The organism is Rhizobium atlanticum (genome assembly GCF_030182485.1).
In the GTDB taxonomy this organism is placed as follows: domain Bacteria; phylum Pseudomonadota; class Alphaproteobacteria; order Rhizobiales; family Rhizobiaceae; genus Rhizobium.
Genome location: NZ_JAQJCJ010000022.1, coordinates 24,150 through 38,105, shown reverse-complemented (window position 1 = coordinate 38,105; position 13,956 = coordinate 24,150). Strand labels below are relative to the sequence as shown.

Below are 13,956 nucleotides of genomic sequence, written 5' to 3'. Positions count from 1 at the left end.
GAATCCACTAATCCAACTTTACCGTCCGGTAATTCAGCTGTTCCAGTATGTGACGAACTACAAATGTAAGAATCGCCGGGAACACTCATGCGCAACGTCAAGATCTCCACCCGTCTTTACTGCCTCGTCGGCTTCACGCTTGCCGTGCTGGCGGCGACGATGGTCTTCTTTCTGAACTATTCCTATTCCGAGTTGCAAGCGGAGCGGAAGGCGGGGCTGGAGAAGATGGAGGCGACGGCGCTCGGCATTTTCGACAAATATTACAAGATGGAACAGGCGGGCACCATGACCCGCGAGCAGGCGCAGGCGGCGGCCAAGGACGTGATCGGCGCGATGCGCTACGGCGCCGACGGCTATTTCTGGATCAACGACATGCGCCCCGCCATGGTGATGCACCCGATCAAGCCGCAACTGAACGGCACCGATATCTCCCAGATGAAGGACCCGACCGGTAAGTTCCTGTTCGTCGAGTTCGTCAACAAGGTGAAGAAGGACGGCAAGGGTTTCGTCGATTATTACTGGCCGAAGCCCGGCGCCGATGAGCCGGTGTTGAAATATTCCTATGTCGCCGGCTTCGAGCCCTGGGGCTGGATCGTCGGAACTGGCGTCTACGCCGATGACCTGGCGGCGCTCTATCGCCAGAATGCGTTCTGGGCGGCAGCGCTCTGCCTGCTCGGCGCAGCACTTACGATCGCGATCGCCTACGCCATCGTGCGCAGTGTTACGGCGCCGATCGCCCGGCTGAAGACGGCGATGAATGCGATCGCCGCCGAGGAAGCATCGGTGGAGATTGCCGGCAGTGCGTGCCGCGACGAAGTCGGCCAGATGGCCAAGGCGCTGCTGGTGCTGCGCGACTCCGTCGACGAACGCAGCGCGCTGCGCGGCCGTGAAGACGAAAGGCAGCGGCAGATCGAGGACGAACGCCGCGGCAACGAAGCGAGCCTGCGCTCGGCTTCCGAGCGGCAAAACCGCGCCATGCAGGCGCTCGGCGTCGGCCTGGAGAGGCTTGCAAGCGGCGACCTCACCGTTGCAATCGGCGATATCGGTGAGGACTACGCCAAGCTCAGGAATGATTTCAACGCCGCCGTCGATGCGCTGAACGGCGTCATCCACGCGATTGCTGAATCGAGCCGGGTGGTCAACGACAGCGCATCCGACATCAGCGAGGCGACCGGCAACCTGTCGAAGCGTACGGAACAGCAGGCAGCGGCACTCGAAGAGACGGCGGCGGCACTCGATGAGATCACAGCCACGGTCAAGACCGCATCCGAGCGGGCGAACGAGGCGCGCGAGATGGTGGCCGAAACCAAAGCGAGCGCCGGCCGCTCCGGCGACATCGTCCGCAACGCCGTGACGGCGATGGGCCGGATCGAGGAATCGTCGAGCCGCATCAACCAGATTATCTCTGTTATCGACGAGATTGCCTTCCAGACGAATCTGCTGGCGCTGAACGCCGGCGTCGAGGCTGCGCGGGCCGGCGAGGCTGGCCGCGGCTTTGCCGTCGTTGCCCAGGAAGTGCGCGAACTCGCGCAACGCTCGGCCAACGCCGCCAAGGAGATCAAGGAGTTGATCAGCCGGTCGGCTGCGGAAGTCGAGGGCGGGGTTGCGCTGGTGCGCTCGACGGGTGAGGCTCTGCTGGAGATCGAGGCGCTGGTAAACCAGGTGAACGACCATGTCGCTTCGATCGCGACGGCGGCGCGCGAGCAGTCGACGGGCCTCAACGAGATCAACAGCTCCGTCAACCACATGGACCAGATGACGCAGCAGAATGCGGCGATGGTCGAGGAGACGACGGCGGCAAGCCGCACGCTCGCTGACGAGAGTACCCAGCTGAAGACCCTGCTTTCGAACTTCCGCCTGCGCGAGGCGGGGCGGCCGGCCGAGAGCCGGTACACACGGGCAGCGTGAAAAACAGCAAAGATAAAAGGCCGGGCGACCGGCCTTTTTCATTTCCACCGCCTTCAGATTGTGCCGGTAAGTTTTCATTCACCGTTTTTAACTAAAATTGGACCGAGTTTTTTCGGTCACTCTGCGGCCGGCCCATGGAAGCGATAAGAGTATGGCGTTTGTTTCCTTTCCGCGGCGAGCCTTCCTGCCCGTGCTGCTCTCGGCGGCGCTGACCACCTGTTCGATCAGCGACGGGCTAGTGCCCCCGGCCAATGTCGACAATGGCACCCGGGTCAGTTCGATTTCACCGTCTCGCGGTGCAGCGCGTATGGCGCGGGCGGAGCGCCTTGCGCCGGCGGAAAGTCAGGCCTCTTATCCTGTCTTCGGCCGGCCTGTCGGCAGCAGCCAGGGCTCGGTCGATTATCTCGATACGCCGAACCTTGCCGGCACCGGGCACGCGGCACAGGCGCCGCAGACGCTGGCCGCGCCGGAATCCCAGGGCCGCAAGCTGCCGATGATCGATAGCGATGAGGCGCTGGCGGCAGGCCAGCCGAACGGCAACTGGGGCGGGACGCAGAACCTTGCTGTCCCGTCCGGCGGCGTCAACATGGATGAAGAGCTTGGGGCCGAACCGGTCGTCGGGCTGGCGCAGGAACAGCAGCAGCAGATTGCCGAGGGCAATGCCAGCGAACCCGTCGTCGACGGCATCGGCACCGACAACCCGGCTCAGATCAATCAGCCAATGCGCCAGTCCGCACCCCGGTCAATGCCGCATCCGGCAGCGCAGGCTGAGATGAGTCGAGCGCCGGCCTGGAACGACGGCAGCCCGGTCTTGGAGCCAACCCGCGTTCCCGAAGAGGACGAGAGCGAAGAAGTCGCGATGCTGCGGCCGAACAACCCGATGATGAGCGAGCCCGTTGCGCCTGTCGACCCGAGCGTCATGCCGGCCTCCGAGCTTGCCTGCCGGCGCGAGTTGAAGCGCCTGGGCGTGCTCTTCGACGAGAAGCCGCCGATCTCGCAAGGGCCGGCCTGCCAGGTGCCCTATCCGGTATCGCTGAAGGGGCTTTCCGGCAATATCGGCGTCAAGCCGGCCGTGACGCTGAACTGCCAGGTGACGCTCGCCTTCGCCAAATGGGTGAAGAACGAGCTGGCGCCGTCGGCCCGCTTTCGCTACTGGAGCGGCATCAAGACGATCCAGCCGCTCGGCGGTTATTCCTGCCGGCGCATGAACAACAGCCGGCAGAGATATAATCCGATGTCGGAACATGCCCGCGGCAACGCGATCGACGTCGGCAAGTTCGTGCTGAAGAACGGCCACGCGATCGACGTGCGCAAGAAGGGCCTGTTCTCCTATCGCGAGGGCCGGCTTCTGAAGGCGGTGCGCACCGACAGCTGCCGCTATTTCAATACCGTGCTCGGGCCGGGCAGCAACCCGGAACACTGGAACCACTTCCACTTTGATCTGCGCTCCCGCAAGAGCGGCAAGGTCTATTGCGATTAGGCGAAGGCGCGGTTGCCCGCCGCGGCAATTGGGCCCTGGTTCCAAGAAAAGAGTTCATCCCAGCCGCCGGACGCGCTATGGACCGGCGAGGCGGATTGCTATTGGAAAGTCTGATCCATGAGCTATGAATTCCATGTCGGCCAGAAGGTCGTCTGCATCAACGATACCTTCAAGCATGTCAGCATCGACCAGCTTATTCGCAAGGGTGAGATCTATACGATCCGCTGGGTGGGCGAATATACCCATTATGTCGACGGCACCTTCATCGGCGTCAAGCACGCGGAAATCCACCGCGGCAATGATGACGGCCCGGAAGGTTATGGCGCTGCCGACATGCCCTATCGCGCGACGCGGTTCCGGCCGCTGGTGAAGGACAAGATCGCATCGCTGCGCAAGCTGCTCGCCCCGACACCGGATGCGCCGGCGGAGCCGAAGGAAAAGGTTCGGAAGAAAGAGAAGGTCTGAGCGCCGGACTTACGTCAACGGCATCAATGCTGCGGCGACATGATTGTACCCTCTGGTCGCCTGTGCGACAGTCGGCAGCGTGACACGCCGAGGAGGGGCCGGTGCGGACGATTTCGACGATCCTGGAGCTTTGTACCGCCATCGCCATGAGTGTTGCGACAGCAGGAGTGGCGGCCGCCGATCCGCTCGTTTTCAGCTATCATGGATGGCGGGTCGATCTCACCAATGCCAGAGGTGCGGAGCCCGACAAGGAGATGGTCGCGGCCGTCAAAAGGCAGCTCGACATCGTCGAGCATGTCAGTCTGAAGCCCGATGTCCTCGCCTTCATGCGGACGATTCCGATCTGGGCCAACGCCGCCGTCGCCGGCTTCGGTCCCGGCCATTACAGCAGCAAGACCGGCATCGACCTGCGTGTCAGGAGCCTCGATCCCGACAAACCGATCATCCTGCACGAGCTTCTGCACGCCTATAACGACCGGATGCTGCCCGGCGGATTCGGCAATGGCGATGTCGGGCAATTCTTCAACAACGGCCGCGGGCTTTGGCCCGGCGATTCCTACATGATGAGCAACGATCGGGAATTCTTCGCGGTCACGGCGAGCGTGTACCTGTTCGGCGATATCGAACGGCCGCCCTATTCGCGCAGCCAGTTGCGTCAGAAGCAGCCGCGATATTATCAGTGGCTCGCCACCCTCTTCGACGACGGCCGGCCGCGGTCTTGAGACCGTAACGCCAATCAGGCCGTTTTCCGGCTCAGCAACAACGCGCTCGCGAGGCAGCCTTTCACCTGCGGTCAAAATAAATCGTATCCGATTAAATCGGAATGGTGTTGACATCGATTTCCAATAGGCATATTAAGGCGCATCCGAATAAAGCGGATGCGATATAAATTCATCGAAAGGACACCATTATGACCGAGAAGCTTCTTTTCACTGGCAAGACCCACATCGCCGGCGGCCGCGAGGGCTATGCACGCAGCAGCGACGGCACGCTCGACATCAAGCTGCCGCAGCCGCATCCGGCGGCCGAGAACCTGTTCGGCGCAGCCTGGTCGGCCTGCTATATCGGGGCGATCGGGCTTGCCGCCTCGCAGCGCAAGATCGCGCTGCCCGCCGGTCCCGAGGTCGACGCCGAGATCACCCTCAATACCCGCAACGGCTCCTTCTTCCTGCGTGCGCGTCTCGACGTCAGCCTGCCCGGCATCGAACGCGGTGTCGCCGAGGAACTGATCGAAGCAGCCCATGGCATCTGCCCTTATTCCAAGGCGACGCACGGCAATATCGACGTCGAGACCCGGCTTGTCTGACCGGAAGGGCCGGCGCCTTTCGCCGTCATCTTCGAAGCGGGGGTCTACCGTTTTGCGGCAGACCCGTTCCTAAACCAGTCTCTATCGACCGATCCGGAGAACATGCCATGATCGACAGCCATACAGAGCCACACCGGGCCTATGACGAGTTTTCGCTCGTCGTCGACCCCGATGTCTACGAGCCGCTGCCCGATGATTGGCTGATCGGCATCACCGACGTCATCAGTTCGACCGTGGCAATCGGGGCAGGGCGCTACGAAGACGTCAATTATGCCGGCGCCTCGATCATCGCGGCACTCGGCAATGCCTGGGGCTCGTTCGATTTCCCCTTCGTGTTCCGCGGGGACGGGGCGGCTTTCGCCCTGCCGCCGCACGGGATCATGGCTGCGACATCGGCATTGCGGCAGGTGGCGGGCTTCGCTGCGACCGATCTTCACCTCGACCTTCGTGTCGGGCTGCTGACCGTGCGCGAGATCCGCGCCGCCGGTCGCGACGTAAAGATCGCGCGCTATGCCGCCTCCGAGACCGCGACTTATGCAATGTTTGCAGGCGGCGGCCTCAAATGGGCGGAGCAGCAGATCAAGAATGGCCGCTATCTGGTCAAGCCTGGGCGCTGCGCAGCGAGGCCGGACCTCACAGGCCTCAGCTGTGATTGGGCACCGTTCCCGAGCCGGCAGGGCGAGATTCTGTCGCTGTTGGTCGAGCCTCGCGACCACACCAGCCCGGAGATTTTTGCGGCGCTGGCGAAGCGCTTGCTTGCTGCTTTCGATACTGCATCGCACCGGTCTTATCCGATTTCGGCAGAGAGCGCGGTGCCGAGGGATGGCGCAAAGCAAGTCAGTGCGACAGCCTGGTCCGAAGTCGCCTCCAATTCGGATTTCCGCAAATTCGACGACGGTCTGCGCCTGACGCTGGACTGCACGCCGGAGGAGATCGACAGGGTCGAAGCCATTCTCGTTGCGGCAAGAGCGCGTGGCGAGATCGATTTCGGCCTGCACCGCCAGTCGCATGCGCTGATGACCTGCCTCGTGCCATCGGGCCGGCCGGATTCGCATCTGCATTTTCTGGACGGAATGGGCGGCGGCTACGCGAAAGCGGCCGAGATGATGGAGGAGGGCGCGCTTGCAGCAACGTCGTCGCGCCAGCCTGAAAGAGCAATCAGGGCAGCAGAGGCATAGCCCGACCGTGGATGCTCGACCGCGACATCCGCAGCTACGGATGATCGCGCGGCTATTCGACGGAGAGAGCGAGGGGCTCACGAAGGACGATATTCCAGACAATGTCACGCTCTACTGGCTGACGAACACGGCAATCTCGGGACGCCTCTATTGGAAAAACGCGTATGATCCGACTGGAGGTTTCTTCGACGCCAGGGGCATCAAGATCCCGGTCGCCGTCAGTGCTTTTCCCGACGAGATCTACCAGGCGCCGAAGAGCTGGGCGGAGAAGGCCTCTCCGAAGCTCATTCACTACAACAGGCTGGAGAAAGGCGGTCACTTCGCCGCATGGGAGCAGCCGATGGCTTTCGCTGCCGAACTCAGGACGGCATTCCGGCCGCTGCGGCAGTAGATCACGAAGCGCGCCGCGCTTTCAGTCCTTGGCGGTTCCTCGTATCACGAGGCTTGAGAGGATGTCACCGAGCTGGGACGGCGCCAACTCGGTTTCCTGTTCGATCACGGCGCCAGTGAACCATCTGAGTTCGGTATGTTCATCGCCGACGAGTTGCGGCAATCCCTGCCATTGATCGACGTGATAGACGTGAAAGGTGGCCGATGACTCAGGCGGAGCTTGCGATACGAACTTTGCCGCAAGCCGCCACCGCTCCGGCGTGATGCCTATTTCCTCCATTAATTCCCGGCGCATGGCCGTCTCGGCGTCTTCGCCATCCTCGATATGGCCGCCGGGGAGGCTCCAGCGACCCGGATAGATCCTGCGCTCCGAATTTCGCCTTGCGAGAAGCAGCATCCCGTTGCGGTTCAAGGCACCCATCGCGATCTCGGGCATGTGGTCTCCTCGCTGCGGAAGAAAATGCGTCGCCGCAAACATGTCACCAGCTTGTGACTGCTGTCGCCATCATGGCTTTTCCGGTTCGGCCTGCGCTCGCAACAGGTTGTCGCGCAACCTCGTCACCGATTGCCGTACGACGGGGAAATCATCGCCGAGGCCACTGGCGGCAATCAGCGTGCCGCCGGGGTCGACCTCGACGAGGAGATCGCGCCCAGCCGGCGTCAGGCTTACGCGGACCTGCCGTTCATCGGCGGGATCGCGATGGCGCGTGAGATAGCCTGCCGATTCCAGCTTCTTGAGGATCGGCGTCAGCGTGTTGGATTCGAGGAACAGTTTTTCCCCCAGCATGCTGACCGTCTGGCCATCCTCCTCGGAAAGGGCGACCAGGGCGATATATTGCGTGTAGGTCAGGCCAAGCTCGTCCAGGATCGGTTTATAGGCGCGGCCGAAGGCGAGATTGGCGGAATAGACGGCGAAGCACAGGAAGTTCGAAAGCTTCTTGCCGCTCTCGCGGGGTTGCGGGGAGGCGGGCATGTCGGGTGCTTTTGTGTTTTTAAATGCGGGCATGGCTTTATCCGTCCAGCTTGATGAATGCCGATACATATACATCGCGTCCGATTAAATCGCAAGCTTTGATTCCTCATTCCACATGAACGAAGCGCTGGTGATTGTTAATTGCAACTTCCGCCTTCACGGCCAGCGCAAAGCCGCCGTCGCCACCGGTGCGTCCCAGAGCGCGATCTCCTCGTCGCTCAGTAAGGCGAGGGTGACGGACAGTCCCTGCATGTCGAGCGAGGTGACGTAGGTTCCGACAAGCGAGCGCTCGATCGGGACGGCTATCTCCTCGATGACACGGCGGGCGCAGGCATAGGCGAGGTAGAGTTCGGCAGGCGGCGTGCCGCCGAGGCCGTTGATGAAGAGCAGCGCCCGGGCACCCGGCGTGACCGTGATGTCGGCGATGATGGTCTCGCAAAGATGCCCGATAATGGCGTCCGCGGCGGTGAAGGGCTGCCTGGCATGGCCGGGCTCACCGTGGATTCCGACGCCCATTTCCATCTCGTCGGGTCCGAGCGAAAACGTCGTGCGCTCGGTCTGCGGCACCGTCACGCCGTTCAGCGCGACCCCCATCGAGCGGATGCGGGTGTTCAACCTCTCGCCAAGCTGCTTCAATTGGGCGAGCGGCATGCCGCGTTCAGCGGCGGCACCCAGAATCTTTTCGACAATCAGCGTCCCCGCAACGCCACGCCGGCCACGGCCTTCGCCTGTTCTCGACGTCTCGATATCGTCGCTGACGACGATCATGTCGAGGCCGTGGCGGTCACCGGCCATCTCGATCGCCATTTCGAAATTCATCAGGTCGCCATCATAGTTCTTGACCACGAGCAGGCAGCCGGCGCCGGTATCGGTCTCTTCGATGGCGGCAATGATCTGGGCGGGCGTCGGCGAGGTGAAGATATGGCCGACGCAGGCGGCGTCCAGCATGCCCTGGCCAACGAAGCCAATATGCATCGGCTCGTGGCCGGCGCCGCCGCCTGATATCAGCGCCACCTTGCCTGATGTCAGTTGGCTGCGGCGGACGCATTTGCGCTCGGCCCCGAACACCACCAAGGCCTCATGGGCGCGCACAAAGCCTTCGACGCTTTCGGCGACCATGGTTTCCGCGGTGTTCATGAACTTCTTCATCAAGCCCCTCCCAAGGCCAAAAACATTACGCTACGTCAGTTCTCTCACTCTTCACTGCTCGCTCGCCCCTGATATCGCGACGATCTTCTGCACCAGATCGGAGATCGCCTCTTCCAGGAGGCGGTTTTTCCTGTCGTCGCCGAAGTCGGGCACCATCAGCGACAAGTGCCGCAATTTCTCGGAATGGCCGAGATCCGGGAGCTTGCCGGGATGGGCGGCCTGATAGGCTTCGAGAAAGCGTTCTTCTTCGGCGGCGCTGAAGTGGCAGACGCGCACGATTGTCGCGAGATGGCGTGCCGGCAGCGGTGTCGCATAAGTCGGGCTGGTGATCTGCGTGACGAAGCTGCGGTGCTTGCCCAGCGCCGTGGCCAGACGCTGGCGCGTGCCGGACGGCCTATTGTCGATGATCTGCGCCAGAATGGACTTGTAGGCGATTATGGCGTCTTCGGTGTCTTCGCGCGCCATCCTACTCTCCGGCTGCCCTTGTGCCATCGGCGTTGAGGCCTGTTATCGCCGATCTTATCGCGGGACGGCGGGCCGGCGCCACGGAAAAATTCCGGAGGCCGGCGGCAAGCAGCCCCGGGAGATAGCGGGGATCGCCGGCCATGTCGCCGCAGATGCTGACGGGCTTGCCACCGGCAAGTTTTACCGCCAGCTCGATCAGCCGGAGTACGGCGGGTGCTGCCTTGCCGGCATCGGCCTCGTTGCCGTCGCGGGCGGAGGCGACGAGGTATTGCGTGAGGTCGTTTGTGCCGAAGGAGAAGAAGGCGGCCGATCTGAAAGTGTCGAGCATAAATGCGGCCGATGGCACCTCCACCATCATGCCGATCGGCGGCATCCGGTGCGGTAGGGCGCGGCGGCCGAGCTTTTCGGCTTCCTCGCGGAACAGTTCGCGCATCCTGGCGATCTCATCGGGAAAGGTCACCATCGGCAACATCACCGAAAGCTTGCCGAAGACGGCAGCGCGCAGCAGGGCGCGGGCCTGGACGCGGGCGATTTCCGGCCGGGCAAGCAGCAGCCGGATGCCGCGCAGGCCCGGCTCGAGAGCCGGCAGGTCTTCGAGGCCGGCAAGCGGCTTGTCTCCGCCTATATCCAGCATTCTTATGATTACCGGCTTTTCGCCCGCCTGCTCCAGCACGCGGCGATAGATCGCCAGCTGGCGTTCCTCATTGGCGGCATCGGCGATCGAGGTGACTGAAAATTCCGAGCGCATCAGGCCAACGCCCGCCGTTGCCGGATCGAGCGCGTCGATCTCGGCGGGGTCGTTGATATTAATGGAGACGAGGATCGGTACGCCGTCCGCCGTGTGCAGTTCGCGGCTTTCGGTCTTGGTGTCGCCGGCTGGCGCGAGCGGCGGGATCAGCATGCCACCCGCCTTGAGAATGACGACGCCGGCGTCGCCATCGACGCCCACAGGATCGCGGTCCGCGACTGAAAAACGGCCTGTGCCGACCACCATCGGCACTGATTTTGCCCGGGCGAGCAAAGCGACGTGGCCTGCGGCGCTGCCTGCAAACAACGCAATACCACCGCCCTTCGACCAGTCATGGGCGAGGAAGCGGCTCGGCTCCATATCCTTGCCGACGAAGACCGAGCCGGGCGGGAAATCGGCGACCGGGGTGCCGGCAAGCGCCCCGAGCACGCGGTTCTTGATGTCGAGAATGTCGATGGCGCGCGCTCGCATCTGTTCCTCGTCGGCCGTTTCGAGTTCGCCGATATAGGCGTCGAGCGTGGCGACCCAGGCGAAGACGACATTCTCGTCGGCTTGCATGCGCGCGCTCGTTGCTTCCGGGATCGTCGGATCGCGCAGCACCTCGATCTGGAAATCAATGATATCGCGGCTTTCTGCATCGGCGCCCTCGGCGAGGCGCTCGAGTTCGCCGATCGAGATATCGATCGCCTTTTCAAGCGCGCCATAGCCGCCGGCAGTCTCGGGCGCGGAAGCAGCCCTCGGCTCTTCCGCGAGAAAGGCAGGGCCGAATGCGATTCCCGGGGATGCGCTCTTTGCTTTCAGCCTAAGCGGTTCTGCCATGTTTCTTATCCTCATCGAAGTTGCGCTCGATGAGGTCCTTTAGGGCACGGATCGCCTCTTCGGCGAGAATGCCGTCCGCGCGTATTCTAAGGATCGAACCTTTGCGGATTCTCGCGCCCATAATCTTGATGATGCTCTTGCCGTTCAGCCAGACGTCACTGCCGTTGACGGCGACCTCGATCGAGCAGGGGAAAGATTTGGCAAGGCGCGTGAAGGTGACGGAGGGGCGGGCATGCAGCCCGACGCCGTGCTTGACTTCCACCTCTGTCTGGCAGTTCAGGTGCAATTGATCGGGCTCCTGTTTTTCACCACGCAATCGGTTCGGCATCAGGGCGACAGTTCCTCTGCCGTGGCGACGACCTTGGCAAGCGACGCGCCCCCTGAGGCTTCGGCGGCGGCGATGACCGCGCCTTCGACGAGCGGGGCGTTGCAGATGGAGACGAGCGCCGAACGGGGAAGGCCGAGCATTTCGATCGCCATCTCACTGTTGGTCTCGGCGCCGCCGAGATCCACGAAGACGGCGACGCCGGCATCTGACCAGGCTGCCTCGATCGCCTTCAGGATGCCGCCGGCATCGGTGCCGAGATCGCCATGGACGTTGCCGCCCGACCAGGCAAGCGGCACGCAATCGCCGACCATCTGCCGCACCATGTCGGCGATGCCCCTTGCCACCAGTGGCGAGTGGGAGACGATCACGATGCCCACATTTGCTGTCTTTCCATTCATCTCGGTCCTTTCATTCATCGGGGCGGCGCTCCCCGAGATAGCGGCAGATCGCCGTTGTCAGCAGCGCGCAGCTCGACGCGCCGGGATCGACATGGCCGATCGAGCGGTCGCCGAGATAGGCGGCGCGTCCGCGCATCGCTTTCATCGCGGCTGTCCTGTCGGCGGAGCGCTCGGCTTTGCGCGCGACGTCACCGAGTGGAGACCGCTTGGCCAGCGCCGCATGGACGGGATAGAGCACGTCGAGCAGCGTCTTGTCGCCGGCGTGCGACCGCCCGCGTTTTGCCACCGCGTCAATCGCCTGTTTCAGCACCAGGGAAAAATCGGCCTTCTCCTCGCTTTTACGAAGCTCGCGGCCGATCTCGATCAGCAGCGTTCCGTAGAGCGGGCCGGCCGCACCGCCGACATTCATCACCAGCGTCAGGCCGATCTTTTCGACGGCGTCGGGGAAGGGCAGGCTGGACAGGCTTTCGCCCTCGGCGCTCACCGCCTCGCAGCCACGCCGCATATTGGTTCCGTGATCGCCATCGCCGATGGCGCGATCGAGTGCGCAGAGGTGATCGGCGTTTTCCGCGATCGTCGCGCGGCACACTTCGATCAGTTCTGCCACAAGCACCGGTTCCGCCTGCACTGCCTTCCTCCCTGACGCCCGTCTCCCGCGGGCTTTCAAACTTTACCCGGTCAGGCGAGGCTTGCCGCCACGCCGAACGCGCCGGCGACCGCGACCGCGCCGGGATCGGCGACACCCGCGAGATCCCTTTCGCCGACATAGGAGGCGCGTCCGGCTCTCGCCTTCGTCATCGTCTTCGTCGACTCCGCGCCTGATGCCGCTGCCCTTGCCGCGGCAGCGATATCGCCTGACGCGAGCGCCTGCAGGGCAGGCGAGAGTGCATCGACCATCGTCCGGTCGCCGACTCCTGCTCCTCCATAGAACGTCATCCTGTCGAGCCCGGCAAGAAGCGCTGCTGATATATCCGCTCTATCGGCCATCGCTTTTGCCGCGGCGGTGAAGAAGATCGACAGCAGCACGCCGCTCGATCCGCCCATGCTGGTGCCGAGGATGTCGCCGAGCGAGGCAAGCGTTGCCGCCGGCTTATCGAGCGGCAGCGTGTCGAGGCGGGCAAGCACGCTGCGCGCGCCTGTCGCCACCGTCGAGCCGGTATCGCCGTCGCCGACGCGGCCGTCCAGCCGGTTGAGCTCGTTTTCCTGTTCGATCAGGTGCTCGCAGAGTGCCGTGATCAGGCGTCGGTAGCGGCTGTTCTCCCCTGGTGTGGCTGCGCCGTTCAAGTGGCTCGCCGTTCTCGGCGCGGCGATAACCCTGATCTCGTGGCGTTTGACGGCCGGCATCCAGGCATGCGGCTCGACCACTGCCGTCAGCGCCGCTTCGCGCACGGCATCCAGCCGGATCAGCGACAGCGAGAAGCCGTTCATGTTGAGCGCGGTCATCATCGGCGCCGGGCCGACGATCAGCCTGATGTGGCGGCCAAGCGGCGAGGACAGCACTGTCTTGGCGATGACGGTCATTTCGAGCGGCGGCACGGCGCCGAGATTGTTGAGGAGGAGGGCGTGGTCTGCCCCTTCGCGCAAAGCCGGGGTCAGGCGCGCCGCCATGGTGGCGACAATATCGGCGACCGGCTGCAGCGCGATGCGCTCGGCGCCGGGTTCGCCATGGATGCCGAGGCCGAGTTCGCCTTCTTCAGCGCCGAGGCGATCCTCATGCGCCTGGCCGGGCACGCTGCAGGTCGAGAGCGACATGCCGAGCGAGACGATATCGCCGGCAGCAGCCGAGGCGTGGGCCGCGACCGTCTTCAGCTCCTCGCCTCTTTCGGCGTGATAGCCCGCGATCTTGTGGACGAACAGCGTGCCGGCGACGCCGCGCGGCTGGTTGATGCCGGGGATGGCGATGTCATCGGCGACGATAACCATTTCGACGTCGAAGCCCTCGGCGCGCGCCTTTTCGGCGGCAAGGCCGAAATTCAGGCGGTCGCCGGTATAGTTCTTGACGATCAGCAGGGCGCCTTTCGGGCCGGTCACGGCGCGGATCGCCGTCAGCACCGCATCGACGCTCGGCGAGGCGAAGATCTCCCCGGAGACGGCCGCCGTCAGCATGCCCTTACCGACGAAGCCGGCATGGGAGGGTTCATGGCCGGCGCCGCCGCCCGAGATGATTGCGACCTCTGACTTGTCCCAGTCCGCACGCAGGATCACCTTGATGTCGGGAAAGCTGTCGAGACGGGCGAGACGGCCGCTGCTCGTCGTCAGAAGCAGGCCGTCCAGAGCTTCGGTGACGATCGTTTCCCTGCGGTTGAAGAAGTGTTTCATCGGTTGAGACCCGTCCGTTTGTTTTTCATG

Annotated in this window: 15 protein-coding genes and 1 pseudogene; 7 read left to right on the top strand and 9 right to left on the bottom strand. The window is 63.4% G+C overall.

The genetic code is table 11. The annotated features are described in order from the left end of the window. The first annotated feature begins 87 nt into the window (after positions 1–87). The 7 genes and pseudogenes from PH551_RS26805 to PH551_RS26775 form a co-directional block, all read left to right on the top strand. Positions 88–1,908: a methyl-accepting chemotaxis protein gene (locus PH551_RS26805; protein ID WP_085778524.1), complete on the top strand. Its 1,821-nt coding sequence runs from the start codon at positions 88–90 to the stop codon at positions 1,906–1,908. 151 nt (positions 1,909–2,059) lie between these two features. After that, on the top strand, positions 2,060–3,388 hold the full coding sequence (locus PH551_RS26800; protein WP_285195702.1) for an extensin-like domain-containing protein: 1,329 nt from the start codon (positions 2,060–2,062) through the stop codon (positions 3,386–3,388). Between the two features lie 117 nt (positions 3,389–3,505). Next, positions 3,506–3,853 carry a CAP-Gly domain protein gene (locus PH551_RS26795; protein WP_285195701.1) on the top strand — a complete coding sequence of 116 codons (348 nt, stop codon included), beginning with the start codon at positions 3,506–3,508 and terminating at the stop codon, positions 3,851–3,853. Between the two features lie 101 nt (positions 3,854–3,954). Further along, positions 3,955–4,575, top strand: a complete 621-nt coding sequence (locus PH551_RS26790; RefSeq protein ID WP_085778522.1) for a hypothetical protein — start codon at positions 3,955–3,957, stop codon at positions 4,573–4,575. Positions 4,576–4,763: 188 nt separating this feature from the next. After that, positions 4,764–5,159: an Ohr family peroxiredoxin gene (locus tag PH551_RS26785; RefSeq protein ID WP_285195700.1), complete on the top strand. Its 396-nt coding sequence runs from the start codon at positions 4,764–4,766 to the stop codon at positions 5,157–5,159. Between the two features lie 107 nt (positions 5,160–5,266). After that, positions 5,267–6,337 (top strand): DUF3095 family protein, encoded by a 1,071-nt coding sequence (locus tag PH551_RS26780; protein WP_285195699.1) that lies wholly within the window; start codon positions 5,267–5,269, stop codon positions 6,335–6,337. Positions 6,338–6,345: 8 nt separating this feature from the next. Further along, positions 6,346–6,728: pseudogene (locus PH551_RS26775) on the top strand (epoxide hydrolase); the annotation flags it as partial. 21 nt (positions 6,729–6,749) lie between these two features. Here PH551_RS26775 and PH551_RS26770 read toward each other — a convergent pair. From PH551_RS26770 to PH551_RS26730, 9 genes are all read right to left on the bottom strand, one after another. Beyond that, a complete protein-coding gene (locus PH551_RS26770; RefSeq protein WP_285195698.1) occupies positions 6,750–7,163 on the bottom strand; it encodes an NUDIX hydrolase in 414 nt (137 codons plus the stop codon). Positions 7,164–7,232: 69 nt separating this feature from the next. Continuing rightward, positions 7,233–7,700, bottom strand: a complete 468-nt coding sequence (locus tag PH551_RS26765) for a MarR family winged helix-turn-helix transcriptional regulator (protein ID WP_483315447.1) — start codon at positions 7,698–7,700, stop codon at positions 7,233–7,235. Positions 7,701–7,856: 156 nt separating this feature from the next. Then, a complete protein-coding gene (locus PH551_RS26760; RefSeq protein WP_285195697.1) occupies positions 7,857–8,849 on the bottom strand; it encodes a dihydroxyacetone kinase subunit DhaK in 993 nt (330 codons plus the stop codon). 51 nt (positions 8,850–8,900) lie between these two features. Beyond that, the gene (locus PH551_RS26755) at positions 8,901–9,314 is read right to left on the bottom strand and encodes a hypothetical protein (RefSeq protein WP_008535099.1); all 414 of its coding nucleotides are present in this window, start codon (positions 9,312–9,314) and stop codon (positions 8,901–8,903) included. 1 nt (position 9,315) lies between these two features. Further along, complete coding sequence (locus PH551_RS26750; protein WP_285195696.1) at positions 9,316–10,881, bottom strand: putative PEP-binding protein; 1,566 nt, start codon at positions 10,879–10,881, stop codon at positions 9,316–9,318. Further along, on the bottom strand, positions 10,865–11,209 hold the full coding sequence (locus tag PH551_RS26745; protein WP_285195695.1) for an HPr family phosphocarrier protein: 345 nt from the start codon (positions 11,207–11,209) through the stop codon (positions 10,865–10,867). Before PH551_RS26745 ends, PH551_RS26750 begins: the two co-directional genes overlap by 17 nt. Then, positions 11,209–11,607, bottom strand: a complete 399-nt coding sequence (gene dhaM / locus PH551_RS26740) for a dihydroxyacetone kinase phosphoryl donor subunit DhaM (protein WP_085780099.1) — start codon at positions 11,605–11,607, stop codon at positions 11,209–11,211. Before dhaM ends, PH551_RS26745 begins: the two co-directional genes overlap by 1 nt. Before the next feature lie 10 nt (positions 11,608–11,617). Further along, a complete protein-coding gene (dhaL, locus tag PH551_RS26735; protein ID WP_085778516.1) occupies positions 11,618–12,235 on the bottom strand; it encodes a dihydroxyacetone kinase subunit DhaL in 618 nt (205 codons plus the stop codon). A 50-nt stretch (positions 12,236–12,285) separates the two neighbouring features. Continuing rightward, the gene (locus PH551_RS26730; protein ID WP_085778515.1) at positions 12,286–13,926 is read right to left on the bottom strand and encodes a dihydroxyacetone kinase subunit DhaK; all 1,641 of its coding nucleotides are present in this window, start codon (positions 13,924–13,926) and stop codon (positions 12,286–12,288) included. Between the last annotated feature and the right edge of the window lie 30 nt (positions 13,927–13,956).

Bases quoted from the DNA above. Each gene is read 5' to 3' on its own strand.
- PH551_RS26765 (WP_483315447.1), bottom strand. From the start codon at position 7,700: ATGCCCGCCTCCCCGCAACCCCGCGAGAGCGGCAAGAAGCTTTCGAAC.
- PH551_RS26800 (WP_285195702.1), top strand. From the start codon at position 2,060: ATGGCGTTTGTTTCCTTTCCGCGGCGAGCCTTCCTGCCCGTGCTGCTC.
- PH551_RS26795 (WP_285195701.1), top strand. From the start codon at position 3,506: ATGAGCTATGAATTCCATGTCGGCCAGAAGGTCGTCTGCATCAACGAT.
- PH551_RS26750 (WP_285195696.1), bottom strand. From the start codon at position 10,881: ATGGCAGAACCGCTTAGGCTGAAAGCAAAGAGCGCATCCCCGGGAATC.
- PH551_RS26760 (WP_285195697.1), bottom strand. From the start codon at position 8,849: ATGAAGAAGTTCATGAACACCGCGGAAACCATGGTCGCCGAAAGCGTC.
- dhaM (WP_085780099.1), bottom strand. From the start codon at position 11,607: ATGAATGGAAAGACAGCAAATGTGGGCATCGTGATCGTCTCCCACTCG.
- PH551_RS26730 (WP_085778515.1), bottom strand. From the start codon at position 13,926: ATGAAACACTTCTTCAACCGCAGGGAAACGATCGTCACCGAAGCTCTG.
- PH551_RS26780 (WP_285195699.1), top strand. From the start codon at position 5,267: ATGATCGACAGCCATACAGAGCCACACCGGGCCTATGACGAGTTTTCG.
- PH551_RS26770 (WP_285195698.1), bottom strand. From the start codon at position 7,163: ATGCCCGAGATCGCGATGGGTGCCTTGAACCGCAACGGGATGCTGCTT.
- PH551_RS26755 (WP_008535099.1), bottom strand. From the start codon at position 9,314: ATGGCGCGCGAAGACACCGAAGACGCCATAATCGCCTACAAGTCCATT.
- PH551_RS26745 (WP_285195695.1), bottom strand. From the start codon at position 11,209: ATGCCGAACCGATTGCGTGGTGAAAAACAGGAGCCCGATCAATTGCAC.
- PH551_RS26785 (WP_285195700.1), top strand. From the start codon at position 4,764: ATGACCGAGAAGCTTCTTTTCACTGGCAAGACCCACATCGCCGGCGGC.
- PH551_RS26805 (WP_085778524.1), top strand. From the start codon at position 88: ATGCGCAACGTCAAGATCTCCACCCGTCTTTACTGCCTCGTCGGCTTC.